The organism is Streptomyces sp. NPDC016677, from assembly GCF_055562815.1.
Map to the genome: position 1 here is coordinate 619301 of NZ_JBVHEO010000003.1, position 20940 is coordinate 640240.

At 72.4% G+C, this 20940-nt stretch carries 17 protein-coding genes; 7 read left to right on the forward strand and 10 right to left on the reverse strand.

What is annotated here, in order from left to right; all coding sequences use genetic code 11:
• Positions 1 to 187 precede the first annotated feature (187 nt).
• The 4 genes from ACZ3IG_RS12565 to ACZ3IG_RS12580 all read right to left on the reverse strand — a co-directional run bounded on the left by ACZ3IG_RS12565 (position 188) and on the right by ACZ3IG_RS12580 (position 6974).
• Complete coding sequence (locus ACZ3IG_RS12565; protein WP_467431384.1) at positions 188 to 4006, reverse strand: multifunctional oxoglutarate decarboxylase/oxoglutarate dehydrogenase thiamine pyrophosphate-binding subunit/dihydrolipoyllysine-residue succinyltransferase subunit; 3819 nt, start codon at positions 4004 to 4006, stop codon at positions 188 to 190.
• Between the two features lie 282 nt (positions 4007 to 4288).
• Positions 4289 to 5431: a HAMP domain-containing sensor histidine kinase gene (locus tag ACZ3IG_RS12570; RefSeq protein WP_467431385.1), complete on the reverse strand. Its 1143-nt coding sequence runs from the start codon at positions 5429 to 5431 to the stop codon at positions 4289 to 4291.
• Positions 5428 to 6168 (reverse strand): response regulator transcription factor, encoded by a 741-nt coding sequence (locus ACZ3IG_RS12575; protein ID WP_215168314.1) that lies wholly within the window; start codon positions 6166 to 6168, stop codon positions 5428 to 5430. Before ACZ3IG_RS12575 ends, ACZ3IG_RS12570 begins: the two co-directional genes overlap by 4 nt.
• A 113-nt stretch (positions 6169 to 6281) precedes the next feature.
• Positions 6282 to 6974 (reverse strand): spermidine synthase family protein, encoded by a 693-nt coding sequence (locus ACZ3IG_RS12580; protein WP_467431387.1) that lies wholly within the window; start codon positions 6972 to 6974, stop codon positions 6282 to 6284.
• Positions 6975 to 7137: 163 nt separating this feature from the next.
• Here ACZ3IG_RS12580 and lon point away from each other — a divergent pair, with 163 nt between their 5' ends.
• The gene (gene lon / locus ACZ3IG_RS12585) at positions 7138 to 9549 is read left to right on the forward strand and encodes an endopeptidase La (RefSeq protein ID WP_467431388.1); all 2412 of its coding nucleotides are present in this window, start codon (positions 7138 to 7140) and stop codon (positions 9547 to 9549) included.
• Positions 9550 to 9598: 49 nt separating this feature from the next.
• Here lon and ACZ3IG_RS12590 read toward each other — a convergent pair whose 3' ends face one another.
• Complete coding sequence (locus ACZ3IG_RS12590) at positions 9599 to 10417, reverse strand: lysozyme (protein ID WP_467431390.1); 819 nt, start codon at positions 10415 to 10417, stop codon at positions 9599 to 9601.
• Between the two features lie 236 nt (positions 10418 to 10653).
• On the opposite strand from ACZ3IG_RS12590, the gene ACZ3IG_RS12595 reads away from it, so the two are divergent.
• Positions 10654 to 11148 carry a MarR family winged helix-turn-helix transcriptional regulator gene (locus ACZ3IG_RS12595; RefSeq protein WP_467431392.1) on the forward strand — a complete coding sequence of 165 codons (495 nt, stop codon included), beginning with the start codon at positions 10654 to 10656 and terminating at the stop codon, positions 11146 to 11148.
• Positions 11149 to 11167: 19 nt separating this feature from the next.
• Here the strand turns inward: ACZ3IG_RS12595 and ACZ3IG_RS12600 are convergent, their stop codons facing one another.
• Positions 11168 to 11953 carry a hypothetical protein gene (locus ACZ3IG_RS12600; RefSeq protein WP_467431394.1) on the reverse strand — a complete coding sequence of 262 codons (786 nt, stop codon included), beginning with the start codon at positions 11951 to 11953 and terminating at the stop codon, positions 11168 to 11170.
• Positions 11954 to 12383: 430 nt separating this feature from the next.
• Here ACZ3IG_RS12600 and ACZ3IG_RS12605 point away from each other — a divergent pair, with 430 nt between their 5' ends.
• The 4 genes from ACZ3IG_RS12605 to ACZ3IG_RS12620 are packed head-to-tail and all read left to right on the forward strand — an operon-like array spanning position 12384 to position 16879.
• Positions 12384 to 15290, forward strand: a complete 2907-nt coding sequence (locus ACZ3IG_RS12605) for a sensor histidine kinase (protein WP_467431396.1) — start codon at positions 12384 to 12386, stop codon at positions 15288 to 15290.
• Positions 15287 to 15790 carry a roadblock/LC7 domain-containing protein gene (locus ACZ3IG_RS12610; RefSeq protein ID WP_467431397.1) on the forward strand — a complete coding sequence of 168 codons (504 nt, stop codon included), beginning with the start codon at positions 15287 to 15289 and terminating at the stop codon, positions 15788 to 15790. The genes ACZ3IG_RS12605 and ACZ3IG_RS12610 overlap by 4 nt, the downstream gene beginning before the upstream one ends.
• Positions 15787 to 16221 carry a DUF742 domain-containing protein gene (locus tag ACZ3IG_RS12615; RefSeq protein WP_467431399.1) on the forward strand — a complete coding sequence of 145 codons (435 nt, stop codon included), beginning with the start codon at positions 15787 to 15789 and terminating at the stop codon, positions 16219 to 16221. The genes ACZ3IG_RS12610 and ACZ3IG_RS12615 overlap by 4 nt, the downstream gene beginning before the upstream one ends.
• Entirely contained in the window at positions 16202 to 16879 is a 678-nt protein-coding gene (locus ACZ3IG_RS12620) for a GTP-binding protein (RefSeq protein ID WP_467431401.1), read from the forward strand. The genes ACZ3IG_RS12615 and ACZ3IG_RS12620 overlap by 20 nt, the downstream gene beginning before the upstream one ends.
• A gap of 16 nt (positions 16880 to 16895) precedes the next feature.
• On the opposite strand, the gene ACZ3IG_RS12625 is transcribed toward ACZ3IG_RS12620, so the two are convergent.
• The 4 genes from ACZ3IG_RS12625 to ACZ3IG_RS12640 all read right to left on the reverse strand — a co-directional run bounded on the left by ACZ3IG_RS12625 (position 16896) and on the right by ACZ3IG_RS12640 (position 20109).
• On the reverse strand, positions 16896 to 18032 hold the full coding sequence (locus tag ACZ3IG_RS12625; protein WP_467431402.1) for a C40 family peptidase: 1137 nt from the start codon (positions 18030 to 18032) through the stop codon (positions 16896 to 16898).
• Between the two features lie 103 nt (positions 18033 to 18135).
• Positions 18136 to 18435, reverse strand: a complete 300-nt coding sequence (locus ACZ3IG_RS12630) for a hypothetical protein (RefSeq protein WP_467431404.1) — start codon at positions 18433 to 18435, stop codon at positions 18136 to 18138.
• Between the two features lie 30 nt (positions 18436 to 18465).
• Positions 18466 to 19119, reverse strand: a complete 654-nt coding sequence (locus ACZ3IG_RS12635) for a TetR/AcrR family transcriptional regulator (RefSeq protein ID WP_467431405.1) — start codon at positions 19117 to 19119, stop codon at positions 18466 to 18468.
• Positions 19120 to 19170: 51 nt separating this feature from the next.
• Positions 19171 to 20109, reverse strand: a complete 939-nt coding sequence (locus tag ACZ3IG_RS12640) for an AurF N-oxygenase family protein (RefSeq protein ID WP_467431406.1) — start codon at positions 20107 to 20109, stop codon at positions 19171 to 19173.
• A 231-nt stretch (positions 20110 to 20340) separates the two neighbouring features.
• On the opposite strand from ACZ3IG_RS12640, the gene ACZ3IG_RS12645 reads away from it, so the two are divergent.
• Positions 20341 to 20940: a Uma2 family endonuclease gene (locus ACZ3IG_RS12645; RefSeq protein WP_467431675.1), complete on the forward strand. Its 600-nt coding sequence runs from the start codon at positions 20341 to 20343 to the stop codon at positions 20938 to 20940.

Below are 20940 nucleotides of genomic sequence, written 5' to 3' on the forward strand. Positions count from 1 at the left end.
GTCCCCGGACCACCTGACGGTCCCCGGACCACCTGACGGTCCCCGGACCACCACCTGGCGAATCCCAGACCACCTGACGGTCCCCGGACCACCTGGCGACCCGCCGCACGCGAAAGGGCCCGGCCCCGGAAAACCTCCGGAAGCCGGGCCCCGCGGGCGTCAGCCGATGCCGGCCGGCGTCAGTGCGTCACGCCTCGAACACCTCGCGCACCAGCTGCTCCTGCTCGGCCTGGTGCCGCTTCGCGGAACCGACGGCCGGGGACGAGGAGTGCGGACGCGAGATCCGGCGCAGGCGCTCGCCCGCCGGGATGTCCGCGCCGACCGCCAGGTCCAGGTGGTCGATCAGGTTGAGCGCGATGAACGGCCAGGCACCCTGGTTGGCCGGCTCCTCCTGGGCCCACAGGTACTTCTCGGCGTTCGGGTACTTGGCGATCTCCGCCTGGAGCTCGGCACCCGGCAGCGGGTACAGGCGCTCGATGCGGATGATGGCCGTGTCCGTCACCCCGCGCTTGGCGCGCTCGGCGATCAGGTCGTAGTAGACCTTGCCGGTGGTGAAGACGACCTTCTTCACCGCCGCCGCCTCGGCCGAGGTGTCGCCGATGACCGGCTGGAACTGGCCGGTGGTGAACTCCTCCGCCTTCGACGCGGCAGCCTTCAGGCGCAGCATCGACTTCGGGGTGAAGACGACCAGCGGCTTGTGGTGCGGGTTGTGCACCTGCCACCGCAGGAGGTGGAAGTAGTTCGCCGGGGAGGTCGGCATCGCGACCGTCATGTTGTTCTGCGCGCACAGCTGGAGGAACCGCTCGACGCGGGCCGAGGAGTGGTCCGGGCCCTGGCCCTCGTAGCCGTGCGGGAGGAGCAGGACCACACCGGAGGTCTGGTTCCACTTCTGCTCGGCGGCCGAGATGTACTCGTCGACGATGGTCTGCGCGCCGTTGACGAAGTCGCCGAACTGCGCCTCCCACATCACCAGCGCGTCGGGGCGGGCCAGCGAGTAGCCGTACTCGAAACCCATCGCCGCGTACTCGGAGAGCAGGGAGTTGTAGACGTTGAGCCGCGCCTGGTCCTCGGAGAGGTACTGCAGCGGGGTGTACTCGTCGCCCTTGGCGCGGTCGATGATCACCGCGTGCCGCTGGCCGAAGGTGCCGCGCTGCGAGTCCTGGCCGGCCAGCCGGACCGGGACGCCCTCCAGGAGGAGGGAGCCGATGGCGAGGGTCTCGCCCATGCCCCAGTCGATGGTGCCGTCCTCGACCATGGCCGCCCGGCGCTGGAGCTGCGGGAGCAGCCGCGGGTGGACGGTGACGTGGTCGGGGATGTTGACCTGGGACTCGGCGATCCGCTTGACGACCTCGCCGGTGACCGCGGTGTTCACGGCGACCGGGAAGGCGGCCTGCGGGTCGGAGGGCGCCACCGAGGCGGGCTGCGCGGCGGCCTCGCGGACCTCCGTGAAGACCTTCTCCAGCTGGCCCTGGTAGTCCTGGAGCGCCTGCTCGGCCTCTTCCAGGGTGATGTCGCCGCGACCGATGAGGGACTCGGTGTACAGCTTGCGCACCGAGCGCTTCTTGTCGATCAGGTCGTACATCAGCGGCTGGGTGAAGGCCGGGTTGTCCGACTCGTTGTGACCGCGGCGGCGGTAGCAGATGAGGTCGATCACCACGTCCTTGTTGAACGCCTGGCGGAACTCGAAGGCGAGGCGTGCGACGCGCACGACGGCCTCGGGGTCGTCGCCGTTCACGTGGAAGATCGGGGCCTCGATCATGCGGGCCACGTCCGTGGCGTACATGGACGAGCGCGAGGACTCCGGGGCGGCCGTGAAGCCGACCTGGTTGTTGATGACGATGTGGACCGTGCCGCCGGTGCGGTAGCCGCGCAGCTGCGACATGTTCAGGGTCTCGGCCACCACGCCCTGGCCCGCGAAGGCCGCGTCGCCGTGGATCGCCACCGGCAGCACGGTGAAGTCCGTGCCGCCCTTGTTGATGATGTCCTGCTTGGCGCGGGCGACGCCCTCCAGGACCGGGTCGACGGTCTCCAGGTGGGACGGGTTGGCGCAGAGGCTGACCTTGATCTGCTCGCCGTCGAGGCCGGTGAAGGTGCCCTCGGCGCCCAGGTGGTACTTGACGTCGCCGGAGCCGTGCATCGACTTCGGGTCGAGGTTGCCCTCGAACTCGCGGAAGATCTGCGCGTACGACTTGCCGACGATGTTGGCCAGCACGTTGAGGCGGCCGCGGTGGGCCATGCCGACGACGACCTCGTCGAGACGGCTCTCCGCCGCCGAGTCCAGGACCGCGTCGAGCAGCGGGATGACGGACTCGCCGCCCTCCAGACTGAACCGCTTCTGGCCGACGTACTTGGTCTGCAGGAAGGTCTCGAAGGCCTCCGCCGCGTTCAGCCGGCGCAGGATGCGCAGCTGCTCCTCGCGCTCGGGCTTGGCGTGGCCGCGCTCCACCCGGTCCTGGATCCACTTGCGCTGCTTGGGGTCCTGGATGTGCATGAACTCGATGCCGGTGGTGCGGCAGTACGAGTCGCGCAGCACGCCGAGGATGTCGCGCAGCTTCATCATCGACTTGCCGGCGAAGCCGCCGACGGCGAACTCGCGCTCCAGGTCCCACAGGGTGAGTCCGTGCTCGGTGATGTCCAGGTCGGGGTGCTTGCGCTGCTGGTACTCCAGCGGGTCGGTGTCGGCCATGACGTGGCCGCGGACCCGGTAGGAGTGGATCAGCTCGAAGACGCGGGCGGCCTTGGTGACGTCGTCGTCGTGGCTGGCGTCGATGTCCTTGAGCCAGCGGACCGGCTCGTAGGGGATGCGCAGCGCCTCGAAGATCTCGTCGTAGAAGTCGTTCTCGCCGAGGAGCAGGTTGGCGACCTGGCGGAGGAACTCGCCGGAGGCGGCGCCCTGGATCACCCGGTGGTCGTAGGTCGACGTGAGCGTCATGACCTTGGAGATGCCGAGCTTGTTCAGGGTGTCCTGGCTGGTGCCCTGGAACTCCGCCGGGTAGTCCATGGCGCCGACGCCCATGATCACCGACTGGCCGGGCATCAGGCGCGGCACCGAGTGGACGGTGCCGAGGCCGCCGGGGTTGGTCAGGGAGACCGTGACGCCGGTGAAGTCGGCCATCGTGAGCTTGTTCTCACGGGCGCGGCGGACGATGTCCTCGTAGGCCTGCCAGAACTCGAAGAAGTTCAGCGTCTCGGCCTTCTTGATCGCCGCGACGACCAGCTGGCGGTCGCCGTTGGGCTTGACCAGGTCGATGGCGAGACCGAGGTTGACGTGCTCCGGCTTGACCAGGGTGGGCTTGCCGTCCTTGGTCTGGAACGACCAGTTCATCGACGGCATGGCCTTGATGGCCTGCACCATCGCGTACCCGATGAGGTGCGTGAAGGAGATCTTCCCGCCGCGGGCGCGCTTGAGGTGGTTGTTGATGACGATGCGGTTGTCGAACAGCAGCTTCACCGGGACGGCGCGCACGGACGTGGCCGTGGGCATCTCCAGCGAGGCGTCCATGTTCTTGGCGACCGCGGCGGAGGGACCGCGCAGGGTGACCAGCTCGGGGCCCTCGGCGGCCTCCTTGGCCGGCGCGGCCTTGGCGGGCGCCGCCTTCGCGGCGGCCGGCTGCGCGGCGGCGGGCTTCGCCGCCGGGGCGGCGGGAGCGGCCTGGGCGGCGGGCTGCGCGGGGGCGGCCTGGGCGGCGGGCGTCTGCGCCGGGGCGGCCGGGGCCTTGGCGGGCGTCTGCGCGGTCTGCGCGGCCGGGGCGGGCTGAGCCGGTGCGGTGGTCTCCGCGGCCCCCGCGGCCGCGGTGCCCGACGCGGCCTGGGCGGCGGCCGCCCCCGGCTTGTAGTCGGCGAAGAAGTCCCACCAGGCTCGGTCGACCGAATTCGGGTCCTGGAGGTACTGCTGATAGATCTCGTCTACGAGCCACTCATTGGCACCGAAGGCCGCTGCGGGGTTCTTCCCCGCTTGGTCGGTGTCGGTCGAGATGCTCGAGTTACTGGGGGACTGTGGCGACACGGCGGCAACCGCCCTCTTCCGCTTCACAAGGTGATGGACAGCGGGAATAAAGGCTACGCCTCCAAGAGCGAGAAGGTCAGGCCGGGCCGGTCCATCGTCGCGTAAGTCACATCTGGGCGGGTGTTTCGGCGCTGGAAATGGCGGGAAAAAAGCGTGGTTCCGCGTCAACAGGGAACAGGAAAGCGGGCCCTGGCGCCCTTGCGGTCGCGGGCCTCCGCCTGATCACACGTGTCCACCAGCGTGAACATCCGTGGAACGAGTGGCTCTGATGAGCACCTTACGTCAACTCGGCGTGGTTGGCAGGCCCGGAAGAGTGACGAGGATGCGGCAGCCGCGCTCCGATTCGGCCACCCCGATCCGGCCGCCGTGCAGATCCACCGCCCAGCGGGCGATCGCCAGGCCCAGCCCGGTGCCGCCGTCGCTGCCGGGACCGTGCGGCCGGGTCACCGCGCCCCGGTTGAACCGTTCGAACACCCGGTGCCACTCCGACCGGGGGATGCCGGGCCCCTCGTCGATGATCTCCAGCTCCAGGGAGTCCGGCAGCTCGCCCTGGCGCGCCCGGACCGTCACCCGGCCGTGCGGCGGGCTGTGCTTGACCGCGTTGTCGATGAGGTTGGCGACCACCTGGTGGATGCGCTCGGGGTCGGCCAGCGCGGTCAGGTCCAGCGGGTCGACGTCGAGGTGCAGATGGACGTCGGTACGGGTGTGCGTGCCGGAGCCGGAGGCGATGCCCGCGCGGGCGGAGGCGACCATGTTGGCCTCCTTCAGCACCCCGGACAGGTACGGCCACACCTCGAAGCGCCGGGTGCGCAGCGGCACGACGCCGTTGTCCAGGCGGGAGAGGTCCAGCAGGGTCTCCACCAGCCGGCCGAGCCGCTCGGTCTGCCGCAGGGCCGTCAGCATGGTCTCCGGGTCGGCCTCGGTGACCCCGTCGACGATGTTCTCCAGCACGGCGCGCAGCCCCGCGATCGGGGTGCGCAGCTCGTGCGAGACGTTCGCCACCAGCTCCTTGCGCTGCCGGTCCTGGGCCTCCAGGTCGTCGGCCATGTGGTTGATCGTCTGGGCCAGGTCGCCCAGCTCGTCCCGGCGGTTCTCGCGCACCCGGCGGGTGTAGTCGCCGTGCGAGATGGACCGGGCGACGGCGTTCATCTCGTCCAGCGGCGCGGTCAGCGAGTGCGCCACGAACTGCGTGATCAGCAGCGTGGCGATCATCGAGAACACCGTGATGAAGCGCAGCTCCGTCTTGGTGTGCACCGCTATCACCGACAGGCCGGTGGTGATCAGCACCGAGGTGACGACCAGCGCGCCGAGCTTGGTCTTGATCGAGAACGGGCGCACGCCGCCCCAGGGTTCCCCGGTGCCGGTGCCGGTGCCGGTGCTCCGGGGGCCGGGGCTCCGCCGTACGGCCTGCCGCCCCGCGCTCATGGCGTCGGTGTCTCCAGCGCGTAGCCCACCCCGTGCACGGTGCGGATGCGCTCGGCGCCGATCTTCCGGCGCAGTGCCTTGATGTGGCTGTCGACGGTCCGGGTCCCGGAGGCGTCCGCCCAGTCCCACACCTCGGCGAGCAACTGCTCGCGGGAGAGCACCGCGCGCGGCGTGTTCGCCAGGCACACCAGCAGGTCGAACTCGGTCGGCGTGAGGTGCACGTCCTCGCTGCGCACCCGCACCCGGCGCTGCGCGTGGTCGATCTCCAGTTCGCCCAGGCGCAGGATGCCGCTGCGCGGCGTGGAGGCGGCGACCACGGCCCGCTCCACCCGGCGCAGCAGCACGTGCACCCGCGCGGCCAGTTCGCGCATCGAGAACGGCTTGGTCATGTAGTCGTCGGCGCCGACGCCGAGCCCGACCAGCATGTCCGTCTCGTCGTCGCGGGCGGTGAGCATCAGCACCGGCACCGGGCGCTGGGCCTGGACCCGGCGGCAGACCTCCAGGCCGTCGAAGCCGGGCAGCATGATGTCGAGGATGAGCAGGTCGGGCTGCCAGGCCTCGGCCGTGTCGACGGCGGCCGGGCCGTCGCCCGCCGTCTGCACCAGGAAGCCCTCGGCGCGCAGGCGGGTCGCGATGGCGTCCACGATCGTCTGGTCGTCCTCCACCACCAGCACCCGGCGCTGCGCGCCCTGCGTAGCCGTCGCCGCGCCGTTGTGGGAGGTGTGTGTCTGCTCCATCGCCCGCCCCTGAGGTGTGCTTTGCGGAATCCGTGGGGTGATCCCATGACTGCGATCGACGCTTGAATGATCCGCGTCAGAGCAGCAGCGTACGGGGAGTCACCGGGCCTTTGCTATCCAGGCCCGACGCCGATGTGCACGACGTCCGGAACGCCCCGGGCAACGGGGATCTCTTCGGTACGCACCTGCTGGAACCCGGCATTACGCAAGGTTTCTTCGAAATGCGGGGAGGGCTGGGCGGACCATACGGCGAGTACTCCGCCGGGCCTCAACAGCCTTGCGCAGAGCGCGAGTCCGGACGTTCCGTAGAGGCTGTGATTGCCCTCGGTGACGGTCCAGTCGGGGCCGTTGTCGATGTCGAGGCAGAGGGCGTCGTAGGTCGCCGGCTGTGTGGCGGAAGTCTCATTGACGTACGTGACGAGGTCCGCTTCGACGATCTCCGTGCGGGGGTCCGCGAGTGCCTCGCGGGTCAGCCCGGACAGGGGTCCGCCGTCCCGGTGCCAGTCGATGACGGCCGGTTCGCGCTCGACCACCGTGATCCGCCCCCAGCGGGGGTCCGCGGCGGCGTGGGCGAGGGAGAAGCCGACGCCCAGACCGCCGATCAGCACGCGGGGTTCCGGGCGGCCGGCGGGGAGCGCGGCCAGCGCCGCGTCGACGAGCAGGCGCTCCGAGCGGCCGTCGGAGGTGTCCATCAGGAAGCAGCCGTTGGCGATGATCTGGAGCAGTGCGCCGTGTCTGCGCAGCACGACCTCGCCGTAGGGGCCCTCACGACGGTCCAGGACTTCGGGAATTTCGTGAACGGACATCCCGTCATCCTGACACCCGGTCCGTGACGGCCCCCCATCCGCCGGGCCTCCGGGCGGTGATCGCCGAGAGCGAACACGCGGCAGGGAACATTCTCTGGCTCCCGGGCATTGAGTCGGTGTAGTTGAGTGAAGCCAACTCAACTTGACTGCCGAAGGGGAGATCATGGCTGCTGAGTCCACGCCGTTCACACCGCTCGCCCTGCCCGTGCTGCCGCTCGACGACGAGGTCGTGCTGCCCGGGATGGTGGTCCCGCTCGACCTGAACGACTCCGAGGTCCGCGCCGCGGTCGAGGCCGCCCAGGCCGCCGCCCGTTCCCAACCCGGCAAGCCGAAGGTCCTGCTGGTGCCCCGCGTCGACGGCACCTACGCGAGCACCGGCGTGCTCGGCACCGTCGAGCAGGTCGGCCGGCTGGCCGACGGCGACCCCGGCGCGCTGATCCGCGGCCGGGCCCGGGTGAGGATCGGCGCCGGCACCACCGGCCCCGGCGCCGCGCTGTGGGTCGAGGGGACCAGGATCGACGAGACCGTGCCCGACCCGCTGCCGGGCCAGGTGGCCGAACTGGTCAAGGAGTACAAGGCGCTCGCCACCGCCTGGCTGCGCAAGCGCGGCGCCTGGCAGGTGGTGGACCGCGTCCAGGCGATCGAGGACGTCGCCGCGCTCGCCGACAACTCCGGCTACTCGCCGTTCCTGACCACCGCCCAGAAGACCGAACTCCTGGAGACCGCCGACCCGGTCGCCCGCCTCAAGCTCGCCACCGCGCAGCTGCGCGACCACCTCGCCGAGCAGGACGTCGCCGAGACCATCGCCAAGGACGTCCAGGAGGGCGTCGACAAGCAGCAGCGCGAGTTCCTGCTGCGCCGCCAGCTCGAAGCGGTCCGCAAGGAGTTGCGCGAGCTGAACGGCGAACAGGACGGCGAGGAGTCCGACGACTACCGCGCCCGCGTCGAGGCCGCCGACCTGCCCGAGAAGGTCCGCGAGGCCGCCCTCAAGGAGGTCGACAAGCTGGAGCGGGCCAGCGACCAGTCCCCGGAGGGCTCCTGGATCCGCACCTGGCTCGACACGGTCCTGGAGATGCCGTGGAACGAGCGCACCGAGGACGCCTACGACATCCAGGGCGCCCAGGCGGTCCTGGACGCCGAGCACGCGGGTCTGAAGGACGTCAAGGAGCGCATCACCGAGTACCTGGCCGTCCGCAAGCGGCGTACTGACCGGGGTCTCGGCGTCATCGGCGGCCGGCGCGGCGGGGCCGTCCTGGCCCTGGTCGGCCCGCCCGGTGTCGGCAAGACCAGCCTCGGTGAGTCCGTCGCCCACGCGATGGGCCGCAAGTTCGTCCGCGTCGCCCTCGGCGGCGTCCGCGACGAGGCCGAGATCCGCGGCCACCGCCGTACGTATGTCGGCGCGCTGCCCGGCCGGATCGTGCGGGCGGTCAAGGAGGCCGGGTCGATGAACCCGGTGGTCCTGCTGGACGAGATCGACAAGGTGGGGTCCGACTTCCGGGGCGACCCGGCCGCCGCCCTGCTCGAAGTGCTCGACCCGGCCCAGAACCACACCTTCCGCGACCACTACCTGGAGGTCGAACTCGACCTCTCCGACGTCGTCTTCCTCGCCACCGCCAACGTCCTGGAGGCGATCCCGGAGGCCCTGCTCGACCGTATGGAGCTGGTCCGCCTGGACGGCTACACCGAGGACGAGAAGGTCGTCATCGCCCGCGACCACCTGCTCCCGCGCCAGCTGGACCGGGCCGGGCTGGACAAGGACGAGGTGACCATCGACGAGGGCGCGCTGCGCAGGCTGGCCGGGGAGTACACCCGGGAGGCGGGCGTGCGCACCCTGGAGCGGTCGATCGCCCGGCTGCTGCGCAAGGTGGCCGCCCAGCACGAACTGGGCGAGCGGGAGCTGCCGTTCACCATCGGCGCCGACGACCTGCGCGCGCTGATCGGCAGGCCGCACCACGTGCCCGAGTCCGCCCAGGACCCGGCCGAGCGCCGCACCTCGGTGCCGGGCGTGGCGACGGGCCTCGCGGTCACGGGGGCCGGCGGCGACGTCCTCTACGTCGAGGCGTCCCTCGCCGACCCGGAGACGGGCGCGGCGGGGCTGACCCTGACCGGGCAGCTCGGTGACGTGATGAAGGAGTCCGCGCAGATCGCCCTGAGCTTCCTGCGCTCCCACGGCGCCGAACTGGAGCTGCCGGTGGCCGACCTGAAGGACCGGGGCGTGCACATCCACTTCCCGGCGGGCGCGGTCCCCAAGGACGGCCCGAGCGCGGGCGTGACGATGACCACGGCCCTCGCCTCCCTCCTGTCCGGCCGGCTGGTCCGCACCGACGTGGCGATGACCGGCGAGGTCTCGCTGACCGGGCGGGTGCTGCCGATCGGCGGGGTGAAGCAGAAGCTGCTCGCCGCCCACCGCGCCGGGGTCACCACGGTGATCATCCCCAAGCGCAACGAGCCCGACCTGGACGACGTCCCGGCCGAGATCCTGGACAAGCTCGACGTCCACACCGTCTCGGACGTCCGCCAGGTCCTGGAGCTGGCGCTGACGCCCGCGACCAGCGAGGTGCCGGTCGCGGCGTGACGCGGTGCCGCGGGGCCCCCGGTGAGCGGTCACCGGGGGCCCTGGCGCGTCAGCCGTTGGCGAGCGCGACCACCCGGTCCAGCGCGCCGTTGAACCTGTTGTGGTCGCCCACGGTCGGCCCGGACGACGTGTACTGCCACATCGTGTAGTACGGCCATCCGGCCGGCAGTGTCCCCACCGCGGAGGCGTACCGGGCCACCCACAGCGGGTTGGCGCCGGCGAAGCCGCTGTAGTTGCCGGTGCACTCGGTCCACCAGCTGGTGGCGGTGTAGATGACGGCGTCCCGGCCGGTGCGGGCCTTGTAGGTGGTCAGGAAGTCACGGATCCAGCTGACCATCTGGCTCTGCGTCTTGCCGTAGCAGGAGGCCCCGTACGGGTTCCACTCGATGTCGAGGGCGCCCGGCAGGGTCCTGCCGTCGCGGGACCAGCCGCCGCCGTGGTCGACGAAGTAGTGGGCCTGGGCGGCGCCGCTGGTGGTGTCCGGGGTGGCGAAGTGGTACGCGCCCCGGATCATGCCCACGTTGTACGAGCCGTTGTACTGCTGGGCGAAGTACGGGTTCGTGTAGTACGTCCCCTCGGTGGCCTTGACGTAGGCCCACTTGACGCCGCTGCTCCACAGCGTCGGCCAGGCGACGTTGCCCTGGTGGCTGGAGACGTCGACGCCCTCGGTCTGGGTGGCGTCGCCGGGGACGGGCGTGCCGTGCTCCCCGTCGTGGTCCGCGACGCCCATGCCCATGTGCGCGGAGCCGCGGGGCGGGGTGCCGGCGGCGGCCGAGGGGAGGGTGAGGAGCAGCGAGAAGGCGGCGAGCAGGCTCCCGAGGGCGGCGAGGCGCCGGCTGCGGGACGGTCGCGGTCTGGGCACGGGCATGACGGGCCTCCGTGGGCTCGTGGTGCTCGGTGGGGGGCGCGCGGTCGGGGTGCGTGGGGCTGGCGTGCGCATGCCATTACGGTGTGCGGTGACGACGCTACGCACGTAGACCCGCCGGTGGGAAGAGGGACCGGTGACCGCCGGTGGTCTGGGCCTGCGAAATACTTGCCGAGCTGCGGCGATGGCCGCGTACGGCGGAAACTTTCAGGACCGGGAAGACCGAGGCGGGAACTGACGTGCACGACAGCGGGAACGGCGGCGGACGCGGAGACGGCTCCGAGGTGTCCGCGAACGGCGCGGAGCAGCCCGAGTTCCTGGCCCTCGAACGCGAGCTGACGGTGCTGCTGCGCCGCGCCCGGGCCAACCAGGCGGAGATGGCCCGCCAGGTCCACCCCGACCTGGAGTCCTCCGCGTACGGGCTGCTGGTGCGGCTCGGGGAGTGCGGCGGGCAGCGGGCCACGGAGCTCGCCGCCTACATCGGCGTCGGCAAGGCGACCATGTCCCGCCAGCTGCGCGCCCTGGAGGAGCTGGGCCTGATCGCCCGCGAGCCCGACCCGGCCGACGGCCGCGCCTGGCTGGTCGACCTCACCCCGGAGGGCCGCCACCGGGTCCGCCGGGTCCGCGAGGCCCGCCGCGCCCGCTACGCCGGCCGCCTCGCCGACTGGGACCCCCGCGAGGTCGGCGAGCTGGCCCGGCTGCTGGGCGAGCTGAACCGGGGGATGGAGGGCTGACCCCGAGGGGGAGCGTCGTTCACAGCTCGACGTAGACCACCGTCGCGTCGTCGTGCTGCTTGCTCCGGCCCAGGAACGCGCGCTTCGTGTCCCAGCGCTCCAGCCGCCGTACCCGGTCCACCAGGCTCTGCGCCCCCTCCTCGCGGACGATGTGCAGGCAGTCCGCCCAGTCGCCCTCGCGGAACGTCTCCACCCACCGCGTCGCCCCGTCCGTGAGCGCCGCCAGGGCCCGCACCCCGTCGCGCGGCAGCGTCCCCGTCACCGCGCGTGCCGCCACCGCCGGGTCGGCCGCCGCCGTGAAGAAACCGCCCTCCTTGTTGCGGAGACGCGCGTCCACCAGCGCCTCCGTGGCGCGGGCGGACCGGGGCAGCCGGGCCAGCCGGTCGTCCAGGTGGGCCGTGACCGTGCCGTCGGGCGACTCGACCAGCAGCGCCGAGTCGCACAGGAGCAGGTACTCGACCCGGTCCGGGGACCAGCGGGCCAGAACCACGGTCGCCTGCGGAGTTCTGGGGTGAGAAAGGTCACAGGTTTCGGCGTGCGCTCCGGCGGTGACCGCGATGGCGCGGGACAGCGCGTCGGCGAGAGGAACATCCGGGAGTGAAACGGTCAGTTCGGTCAGTGCTCCGCCGAGGCGCGCGGTGAACCAGGGCACGGAGTGCACGCACCCCGTCGCGTCCCTCGGCGGGGTCACGCCGTCCAGCAGGACGACCACGCCGCCCCGTCCGGAGGCCGGGAGGGCGACGCTCGCGAAGTCCTCGTTGGGGAGCCGGGACGTGCTGGGCTCGGAGACCAGATCCGTACGCATCGGATCAGTCTGCCCGAGTCCCGCGCGGCGTCCGCGAAGTGCCGGGGGCGGGCTCGGAATTGTCGCGGCGGTGCAGGTCAGGCGCCTGATTTGGGGCGGATCGCCGTACTCCGGGAACGCGTGGCGGCACATCCTGCCACCGCCCCGCCGGGAACGTCCAACCGGCGCGCGGCGCGGGCCCGTCGGCGGCGCCGCCGGGACTTGCCCCCCAACTCACCTCCGGGGTTCACTCCTTCGGGTGGCGGGCCAGGTGTTGGACACCCGGTGCCCACGGGCACTGGGAGGGTCGGGAGCCGGTGGGGGTTCCGCCCCGTCCGAACACGGCCGACGGCCCCCCGGGCACGGCCGACGGAAAGACGACGGACGTGCGGACGTACGGGCCGGCCGGTTGACGGAGCGCCACCCGGCCCCACGGGTACACGAGTCAGGAATGCGAGCACCGGTGCAGAAGACGCGGCCTCGTCGCACAGGCAAGCAGACGGCCCCCGCCGGGGGTACGGAGCGAACCACCCCCGTCACCCCCGCCCCGGACGCCACGGGGACCCCCGCCCCGGCCGTCCCGGCGGCGCCGGCCCCCGTCGTGGGCAAGGGCCGCCCCACCCACGTACGCAACCGGCTGATCGTCGCCGTCCTGGTGGTGGCCGCCGCGATCGCCGGCGCGGGAGCGCCCTCGGTCATCGCCGCCTCCGGGCAGCTCAGCGACTCCCAGGACCTGGTGACCCTCGCCGAGCGCACCCAGGACGCGCTCACCCTGGCCCACTCGCTGGCCGACGAACGCGACGAGGTCACCCCCTACATCGCCGCCGGACGCCCCAAGTCCAAGGCACCCTCGGAGCAGCGCGGCGCCCGCGTCGACCGGCAGATCGAGGAACTGCGCACCGACCCCGGCACCCCCGCCGCCCTGCGCGAGGACCTCGACGCCGTCGCCTCGCTGCGCCGGTCGGCGCTCACCGGCCGCAGCAGCGCCCTCGAAGCGCACGACGCCTACTCGGCCGCCGTCACCGAACTGCACGCCCTCGCCGAGGAGCTGGCCGAGCGGATGCCGCCCCGCGCGGGCGCCGGCACCTACGCCCTCGCCGAGCTGGACTCCGCCGTACAGCAGGCGGCCGCCGCCCGCGGCCTGCTGCTGGCCGCCCTCAGCGTGCCGAGCACCACCCGGACCGCCTACGACCCCGTCACCGGCCTGGCCACCGAGACCAGCGCCACCTCGGCCGCCGACGCCAAGACCCGTGACGCGCTGGCCGCCGCCGCGCAGGAGGCCCGGGTCCGCTCCGACGCCGCCCTCGCCGACTTCCGCGAGAACGCCCCCGAGGCGGCCAAGGAGCGCTACGACGCCACGGTCACCGGACCCGAGGCCGACGCCGCCGAGAAGTACCTGGCCGCCCTCACCGACCAGCCGGCCCTCTCCGACGACGACCTCGCCACCAGCGTCTCCCAGCTGTCCGCCGCGCTCTCGGCCCGCGTCGACGCGATGCGCGGCGCCGAGTCCGCCCTCTACGAGCGGCGCAGCGAGGACCTGGCCCGGCTCCGCGACGACGACGTCACCGCGCTGGAGATCCGGATCGCCGCCCTGGGCGCCCTGATGCTGGTGGCCGTGGGCGTCGCCACCGCCCTGGCCCGCAGCCTCACCCGGCCGCTGTCCGTGCTGCGCCGCGGCACCGCCCGGCTCGCCGAGGCCGAGAACCCGGCCGCCGAGGAGCCCCTGACCTTCACCGGCCGCAACGACGAGTTCGCCAAGGCCGTCCGCTCCGTCAACGCCCTGCACGCGCACGCCGTCACGCTGGCCGAGCGCGTCACCACCCTGGAGTCCGACCGCAAGCACCTGGTCGGCCAGCGGCAGAAGATGGCCGACGCGCGCGAGGAACTGCGCGCCCAGCTCGCCGAGTCCGCCGCCCGCCTGGAGCAGGTGCGCCAGGGCGTCGGCGCCACCTACGCCAACCTGGCGCTGCGCACGCTCGCCCTGGTCGAGCGGCAGCTCGGCGTCATCGAGTCGATGGAGGAGCAGGAGCAGGACCCCGACCGCCTGGCCGTCCTCTTCAAGCTCGACCACTTCGCCACCGTGATGCGCCGGCACAACGAGAACCTCCTCGTCCTGGCCGGCACCGAGCACGGCCGGCACACCGCCGGACCGGTGCCGCTGGTCGACGTGGTCCGCGCCGCCGTCAGCGAGATCGAGCGCTACGAGCGGGTCCGGATCGCCGCCCTGCCGCCGCACGCGCACGTGACCGGCTTCGCCGCGGACGACCTGTCCCACCTGCTCGCCGAACTCCTGGAGAACGCCACCTCGTTCTCGCCGCCCGAACTGCCCGTCGAGATCTCCGGCCGGCTGCTGGAGAACGGCGAGGTCGCGCTCTCCGTCCTGGACGAGGGCATCGGCATGGAGCCGGAACGGCTGGAGCGGCTCAACACCCGCCTCGCCGGCTTCGACCCCGAGGCGCCCTTCGAGCAGAAGGAGGGCGAGGACGGCCTCGGGCTCGGCCTGTACGTCGTGGCCCGCCTCGCCCACCGGCACGGTGCCCGGGTCCGGCTGAGCGAGCAGCAGGAGGGCGCCGGCACGGCAGCCGTCGTGGTCCTGCCCGTGTCGCTGCTCGCCCGGACCCCGTCGGCCACCGTCCCCCCGTCCGCGCCCACGGCCGCCGGCACGGGCAGCGCCTCGCTGCCGGGTGCCGACGCCGAGGCCGCCGGGAATGCCGAGGCGGCCGGGGAGACGGCAGCGGCCGATGTGACGGTAGCGGCCGATGTGACGGCAGCGGCCGAGGAGACGGTAGCGGCCGAGGAGACCACCGAGGCCGACGACGCCTCGGACGAGCCGAAGCCCGAGCCGGAGCCGGAGCCCGAGCCCGCGCGCGAGCCCGCGCCCGAGTCGGAGGAGGCGTCCGAGGAGGCTCCCGAGGCCCCGGACGCCCTGGGCAGCCCCTCCGAGGTGACGATGGAACTCCGCGTCCCGTCCCACCCGGCACCCTCCGCCCCCGAAACCGCACCCGCACCCGCCCCCGTAGCCGGACCGGCCCCCGGAACCGGAACCGAGGCCGAACCCGCCCACGACCGCGTCCCCGACGAGGGGGACGAGGCCGACGAGCCGGTCACCGACAAGGGCCTGCCCAAGCGGACCCCCCGGATCAGCACCCCCGCGTCGGCGCCCCGCCCGCGCACGGGCTCCGTGGACGCCGACGCGCTCCGCCGCCGCCTGGGCGGCTTCCGCAAGGGCGCCGAGGCCGGACGGCGTGAGGTGGAGGCCGAGATCACCGACCGCACCACCCGGCACGAGACGCCGGACGCCGCACCGGACCGCACCGAACCGTCCACGGGGGGCACTGTCGAGGAGGCAAGCAGTTGACCGCTCCCAGTACCGTCGGGCTGAGCCGTGAGGCCCGCAACCTGCACTGGCTGCTCACCAACCTCGTCGAGGAGGTGCCCGGCATCCTCTCCGTCGCGGTGGTCTCCTCCGACGGGTTGCTGCTGCTCTCCTCCGACATGGAGAGCAACGAGGCGGCCCGCCGCACCCAGGGCCGCGCCGGCTCCGGCCCGCGCGGCTCCGCCGCCGACCTCGCCACCGTCGTCTCCGGCATCGGCAGCCTGACCGTCGGCGCCGCGAAGCTGATGGACTCCGGCGAGGTGAAGCACACGATGGTCACCATGGACGACGGCAGCCTGTTCGTGATGTCGATCAGCGACGGCTCGCTGCTCGGCGTGCACGGCTCCGCCGACTGCGACATGAGCGTCGTGGCGTACCACATGGCGCTGTTCGTGGGCCGGGCCGGCCATGTGCTGACCCCGGAACTCCGTAACGAGCTGCGGCAATCCGTGGAGGCCGGGGCGGCCGGGCACCAGCGGTGAGCCGGTCCGAGAGCCGGAGACCGAAGGACAGACTGCCGGTACGCGGCGACCGCCCGCCCGCCCGGGTCCGCCCGTACTCGCTCACCGGCGGCCGGACCAGCTTCGGCCACGTCCTGCTCGTGGAGACCTTCGTCGGCGCCGTCGACCCGGCCGCCGGGCCGGAGACCGCCGGTGAGTCCGAGGAGGTGACGAACGGCCCGGTCCGGGTGCTCCCGGAGACGCGCGCCATCGTCGAACTGTGCCGCCGGATGCGAACGGTGGCCGAGATCGCCGCGCTGCTGAGGATGCCGCTCGGCGTGGTCCGCGTGCTCCTCAGCGACCTCGCGGACCAGGGAAAGATCCGTGTGTACGGCACCGGGACCGGCCATGGCACGGGCCGTCCGGACCGCGCTCTGCTGGAAAGGGTGCTGAGTGGACTCCGCCGTCTCTGACACCACCGCCCCCGGTGGTTCCCCGTTCGTCGAACCGTTCGCCGAAGCGGTCGTCGAGCCGTTCGCCGAACCCGAGGAGTCCTTGTGGCCCTGGCAGACGAACACCGACCACGCCCCGGTCGCCACGAAGATCGTGGTGGCGGGCGGGTTCGGCGTCGGCAAGACCACCCTGGTCACCTCCGTCTCGGAGATCCCGCCGCTGATGACCGAGGCGCTGATGACCCGGGCCAGCGAGGACGTCGACGACCTCACCGCCACGCCGGACAAGGTCACCACCACCGTGGCCATGGACTTCGGCCGCCTCACGCTCGACGACGACCTGGTGCTCTATCTGTTCGGCACCCCCGGCCAGCAGCGGTTCTGGTTCATGTGGGACGACCTGGTGCGCGGCGCGATCGGCGCCGTCGTGCTGGCCGACACCCGGCGGCTGAAGGACTGCTGGCCGGCGCTGGACTACTTCGAGAGCTGCGGACTGCCGTACGTCGTGGCGGTGAACCACTTCGACGGCAGCGAGCGGTTCGACGCGGCGGACGTACGGGAGGCCCTGACGGTCCCGGAGCGCATACCCGTGCTGATCATGGACGCGCGGCGCCGGATCGAGGTCGTGCAGACCCTCCTGACCCTGGTGGGCCACGCGCTGGCGGAGACACCCGAGTAGGACCGCGCGCCGCGCGTCAGCCCGCCGGCGCGTGCGCCGCCCCGTACCCCGCGTCGGACCCGTCCGCCGCCCCGGCCGGCAGCCTCGGCGGCGCGTAGTGCGCCAGGGGCCGGCCGCCGGGGTCGGGGCGTACGGCGCCGAGGACCGGGTTGGCCGCGATGGGGGAGACCTTCACCGCGGCGCCGGGGCGCGGCGCCTGGACGACCATGCCGCCGCCCAGGTACATCGCCACATGGGTGGCCTCGGGGAAGTAGACGACCAGGTCACCGGGGCGCAGTTCATCCAGCGGCACCTGCCTGAGCCTGGCCCACTGCTGCTGGCTGGTCCGGGGGATCGGCGTCCCGGCCCGCTCCCAGGCCACCGAGGTCAGCCCCGAGCAGTCGTAGGACCCGGGCCCCTCCGCGCCCCACTCGTACGGCTTGCCGAGCTGGTCGACCGCGAAGCGCAGCGCCCGGTCGCCCCCGGCGGACGGTCTGCCGTCGTCGTCGCCGATCGCCCCGGACACCATGAACCGCTCCTGCGCCTCGGCGGCCCCCTCCTTCTCCAGCGCGGCCAGTTCCGCGAGCTGCCGCGGAGTGAGCGAGGCGAGCATCTCCTCGACGTCCCGCAGCCGGTCGAGCACCGTGTCGCGCGCCTTCTTCTGCCGGGCGGCGAGGGCGCGGTGCGCGTCGAGCGCCTCGCGGGCCCGGCGGGCGAGCGCGTCGGCCCGCTGCTCGCTGCCGGTCAGCCGGCCGACGGTCTCGGCGCGGTCCCGCGCCAGCCGGCCGATCACATGCCCCTGGTCGAGGGCGCGCTGCGGATCGCGGGCCAGCAGCAGGCGTACGTAGGGGGAGAGGGCGGTGCTGCTGTTCTGGTACTGCTCCCGGGCCAGCCGGGCCGCCGCGCCCCGGCTGTCGCGCAGGGTCAGCCGGGTGCGGGCCAGTTCGGCGTCGAGACGCTCGGCCTCCGCTCGCCGGCGCCTCAGCTTCTCCTCGGTGCCGTTGTAGGTCTCGGTGGCCTTCTCGGCCGCGCGGTACAGCCGCTGAAGGTCCGTCAGCAGCTCGGCGACGGGGCGCTCGCCGGGCTCCGGCGCCGCCGCGGCGGGCAGGGGCGCGAGGACGAGCCCGGCCGCCGTCGCCGCCGTACACACCAGTCGCAGAAGCCTTCCTGACATGCCATCACCTCCGCTGCGGGGCGGCCCGTCCGCTCCGCACGGCGAGCATGGGGCGGCCGGCGCGGCTTCGCGCGCCGAGCGTGCGCCGCCCGGCGCAACGGCGTCACCCGTCGGCGTCGTCCGGCTTGCCGCCCGGCGTGGCGCCGGGTTTCGACCAGGGCAGGCGCGCTCGCAAGCGTGGCACGCCCTCGGGCGCGTGGACGTACTTCCAGCGTGCGAAACCGAGGCGGGGGCCGTCCTCGCGGAGGACCCGGCGATATACCAGCACGGTGGCCGGCCGGCCACCGGTGCCGGGAACCGGGATGCGGTAGGTCTTCGGCGGGTGCCCGGTCATCCCCACCAGCACCGGCAGCACCCGGCCGTCCATCGGCCCGCCCTCGAAGGGGACGTCTTCGCTCTTCACGGCACCAGTGTGCGCCGTGCTACGCCGGTGTCAGACATCCGCCGCGAGCGCCTCGACCACCGTCGCCGTCAGCGGGTCGCGGCGGGCGGTGACCGACAGTACGGCGACGAACTGCTCCACGAGCCAGTCGCGCAGCTCCTCGACGGGCGGCTGCTTCTCCTCGTCCAGCCAGATCAGCGAGGCGGCCTCCACCGCCGTGATCCACATCCGGACCGTCATCCGCAGCCGGGGGCCCGGTTCGTCGACGCCCAGGTGGCTCATGATGTGCTCGGCGGCGGCCCGGCGTACGCCGTCCACGATGGCCGTGGTCCGGGAGGTCTCGGCGACGCTGCCGCCGCGCAGCAGGGCGCTGAAGCCGGTGTCGTGCTCGTCGACGAAGGCGAGGTAGCGGTCCAGGGCGCGGGTGAGCCGGGCGAGCAGCGGGCCCTCGCGGGGTTCGTCGAAGCAGTGCCGCAGCTCGTCGGCGGCCGAGCGCAGCGCGGCCTCGTAGAGCTGCTGCTTGCCGCCGGGGAAGTACCGGTACACCAGGGGGCGGGAGACCCCGGCCTGCTCCGCCACGTCGTCGAGCGAGACGTCCTCCGGCGGCCGGTGCGCGAAGAGGGCGAGCGCGGCGTCGAGCAACTGCACGCGCCGCTCCTCGACGCTGAGCCGGCGGTAGGCGGGGGTGGAGGCCTGCGGGGTCATGCCCCGCAGGGTAACCGGTGCGCGGTCCCCGCCCCCGGCCGTCCGGCGGGGTCAGGCCAGCAGCCCCGACGACCTCCACAGCCGCCGCCCGGCCCCGCGCAGCACCCCGATGTCGTCCAGGAAGTCGGTCAGCCGCCTGGAGCCGGTCTGCATGATCTCCTTGCGGTGGCCGCTCGCCTTGACCTGGGCCACGGCCTGGCGCTTGTCCAGTCCCACGTTCGTGTAGACCTCGGGGTTGATGAAGGCGACCGAGAAGACCCGGGCGAACTCGCCGGAGGTGAGCCGGGTGAACTCCTTGGACCACTTCGGGGCGGTCACCATCTGGCGCCGCAGCTCCTCACGGGCGTACCGGACGTGGCGGGCCTCCTCCACCACGTGGATCCGCGTGACCCCCCGGATCAGCGGCTGCACGCGCTCGTCGGGGAAGGTCAGCCGCTGCATCCAGTCCAGGACCTCCTCGCCGAGCAGGGTCGCGGTGAAGGAGCCGGGCGTGGTGGAGATGGTCTTGAAGAGGCGGCCGAGGTGCTGGTGGACGGGGCTGACCGGGTACCAGGGCGTCCCGCCCCGGGTTATCAGCCGGGCGAACATCTTCGAGTGCCGGCACTCGTCCTCGATCTCGGTGAGCGCGTAGCGCACGTGCGCGCTGGTCGCCGACTTGTCGTAGATGTGCCGGACCAGCAGCTGCATCAGGATCAGCTCGAACCAGATGCCGAGCGAGGCGAGGGCGGCGGCCTCGTGCCGGGAGAGCAGGAGGCGCTGCTCCTCGCTCATCCGCTTCCACAGCGGGGTGTCGTACAGCGACACCAGCTCCGGCGGCCAGAACCACTTGCCGTCCTCGAACGGCGCGTCCCAGTCCAGCTCCTTGTCCGGGTCGAACGAGTGCTTGGCGGAAGAGTCGAGCAGCCGTTCGGCCACCTGCTCCCGGTCCTTGAGCAGGCCGAGCGCGTCGCGCATGCCGTCGAGCGCGTCGGCTTCCGTCAGGGTCGTCATGGCTGTCCCATCTCGTCGTACCTCGTCGTACGGGTTACCCCGGGTTACTCTCCCCTTATGAGACTGCTCGTCAGCAAGCGCGTCAATCCCTCGGGCGGGACTTGTTGACCGGCGGTAAAGGTGTGGGGTACGTCAATGCCGCTGTGCGACGTCACCCGATGGAGCGCCGCGTCGGCGTACGCCCTCGGTATCCTGGCCGCGTCAGCCAGACTCCGGCACATGGGAGCGATCATGAGCGCCGCGCGCGACTACGGGCTGGACGGCGACTACCAGTGGCCCCGTCCGCCGGAGGGCGGCTGGACGGCGGACGACCTCGACGAGCTTCCCAACCTGCCTCCGCACACGGAGCTGATCGACGGGAGCCTCGTCCTCGTGAGTCCGCAGACCAACTTCCACTCCATGGCGATCCGCCTGTTGGACAACGCCTTGCTGGCTCAAGTACCGGACGAGTTGAACGTCATGCCGCTGATGACGGTCAAGCTGAACGAACGCAACCGGCCCGAACCGGACGTGCTGGTGTTCCGCGCGGATGCCTACGGCGGTCCCCATCAGACGTGGTACCGGCCGGAAGACGTCGTCATCGCCGTCGAAGTCGTCTCCAAGGAGTCCGAGGAGCGGGACCGCGAGACGAAACCCCGGAAATACGCGCAGGCGAACATCCCGCACTACTGGCGGGTCGAGGAGAACGAAGGACTTCCGGTCGTCTACGTCTACGAACTCGACCCCGCGACCCGCTCCTACGTGCCCACCGGCATCTTCCACAACCGCCTCAAGCTCACCGTCCCCTTCCCCCTCGACATCGACCTCACCGCGATCGACCGCCGCCGCTAG

Coding starts and splice junctions, on each gene's coding strand:
- ACZ3IG_RS12570 (WP_467431385.1), bottom strand. CDS start 5,431: ATGAGCGCGGGGCGGCAGGCCGTACGGCGGAGCCCCGGCCCCCGGAGC.
- ACZ3IG_RS12575 (WP_215168314.1), bottom strand. CDS start 6,168: ATGGAGCAGACACACACCTCCCACAACGGCGCGGCGACGGCTACGCAG.
- ACZ3IG_RS12580 (WP_467431387.1), bottom strand. CDS start 6,974: ATGTCCGTTCACGAAATTCCCGAAGTCCTGGACCGTCGTGAGGGCCCC.
- lon (WP_467431388.1), top strand. CDS start 7,138: ATGGCTGCTGAGTCCACGCCGTTCACACCGCTCGCCCTGCCCGTGCTG.
- ACZ3IG_RS12590 (WP_467431390.1), bottom strand. CDS start 10,417: ATGCCCGTGCCCAGACCGCGACCGTCCCGCAGCCGGCGCCTCGCCGCC.
- ACZ3IG_RS12600 (WP_467431394.1), bottom strand. CDS start 11,953: ATGCGTACGGATCTGGTCTCCGAGCCCAGCACGTCCCGGCTCCCCAAC.
- ACZ3IG_RS12605 (WP_467431396.1), top strand. CDS start 12,384: ATGCGAGCACCGGTGCAGAAGACGCGGCCTCGTCGCACAGGCAAGCAG.
- ACZ3IG_RS12625 (WP_467431402.1), bottom strand. CDS start 18,032: ATGTCAGGAAGGCTTCTGCGACTGGTGTGTACGGCGGCGACGGCGGCC.
- ACZ3IG_RS12635 (WP_467431405.1), bottom strand. CDS start 19,119: ATGACCCCGCAGGCCTCCACCCCCGCCTACCGCCGGCTCAGCGTCGAG.
- ACZ3IG_RS12640 (WP_467431406.1), bottom strand. CDS start 20,109: ATGACGACCCTGACGGAAGCCGACGCGCTCGACGGCATGCGCGACGCG.
- ACZ3IG_RS12645 (WP_467431675.1), top strand. CDS start 20,341: ATGAGCGCCGCGCGCGACTACGGGCTGGACGGCGACTACCAGTGGCCC.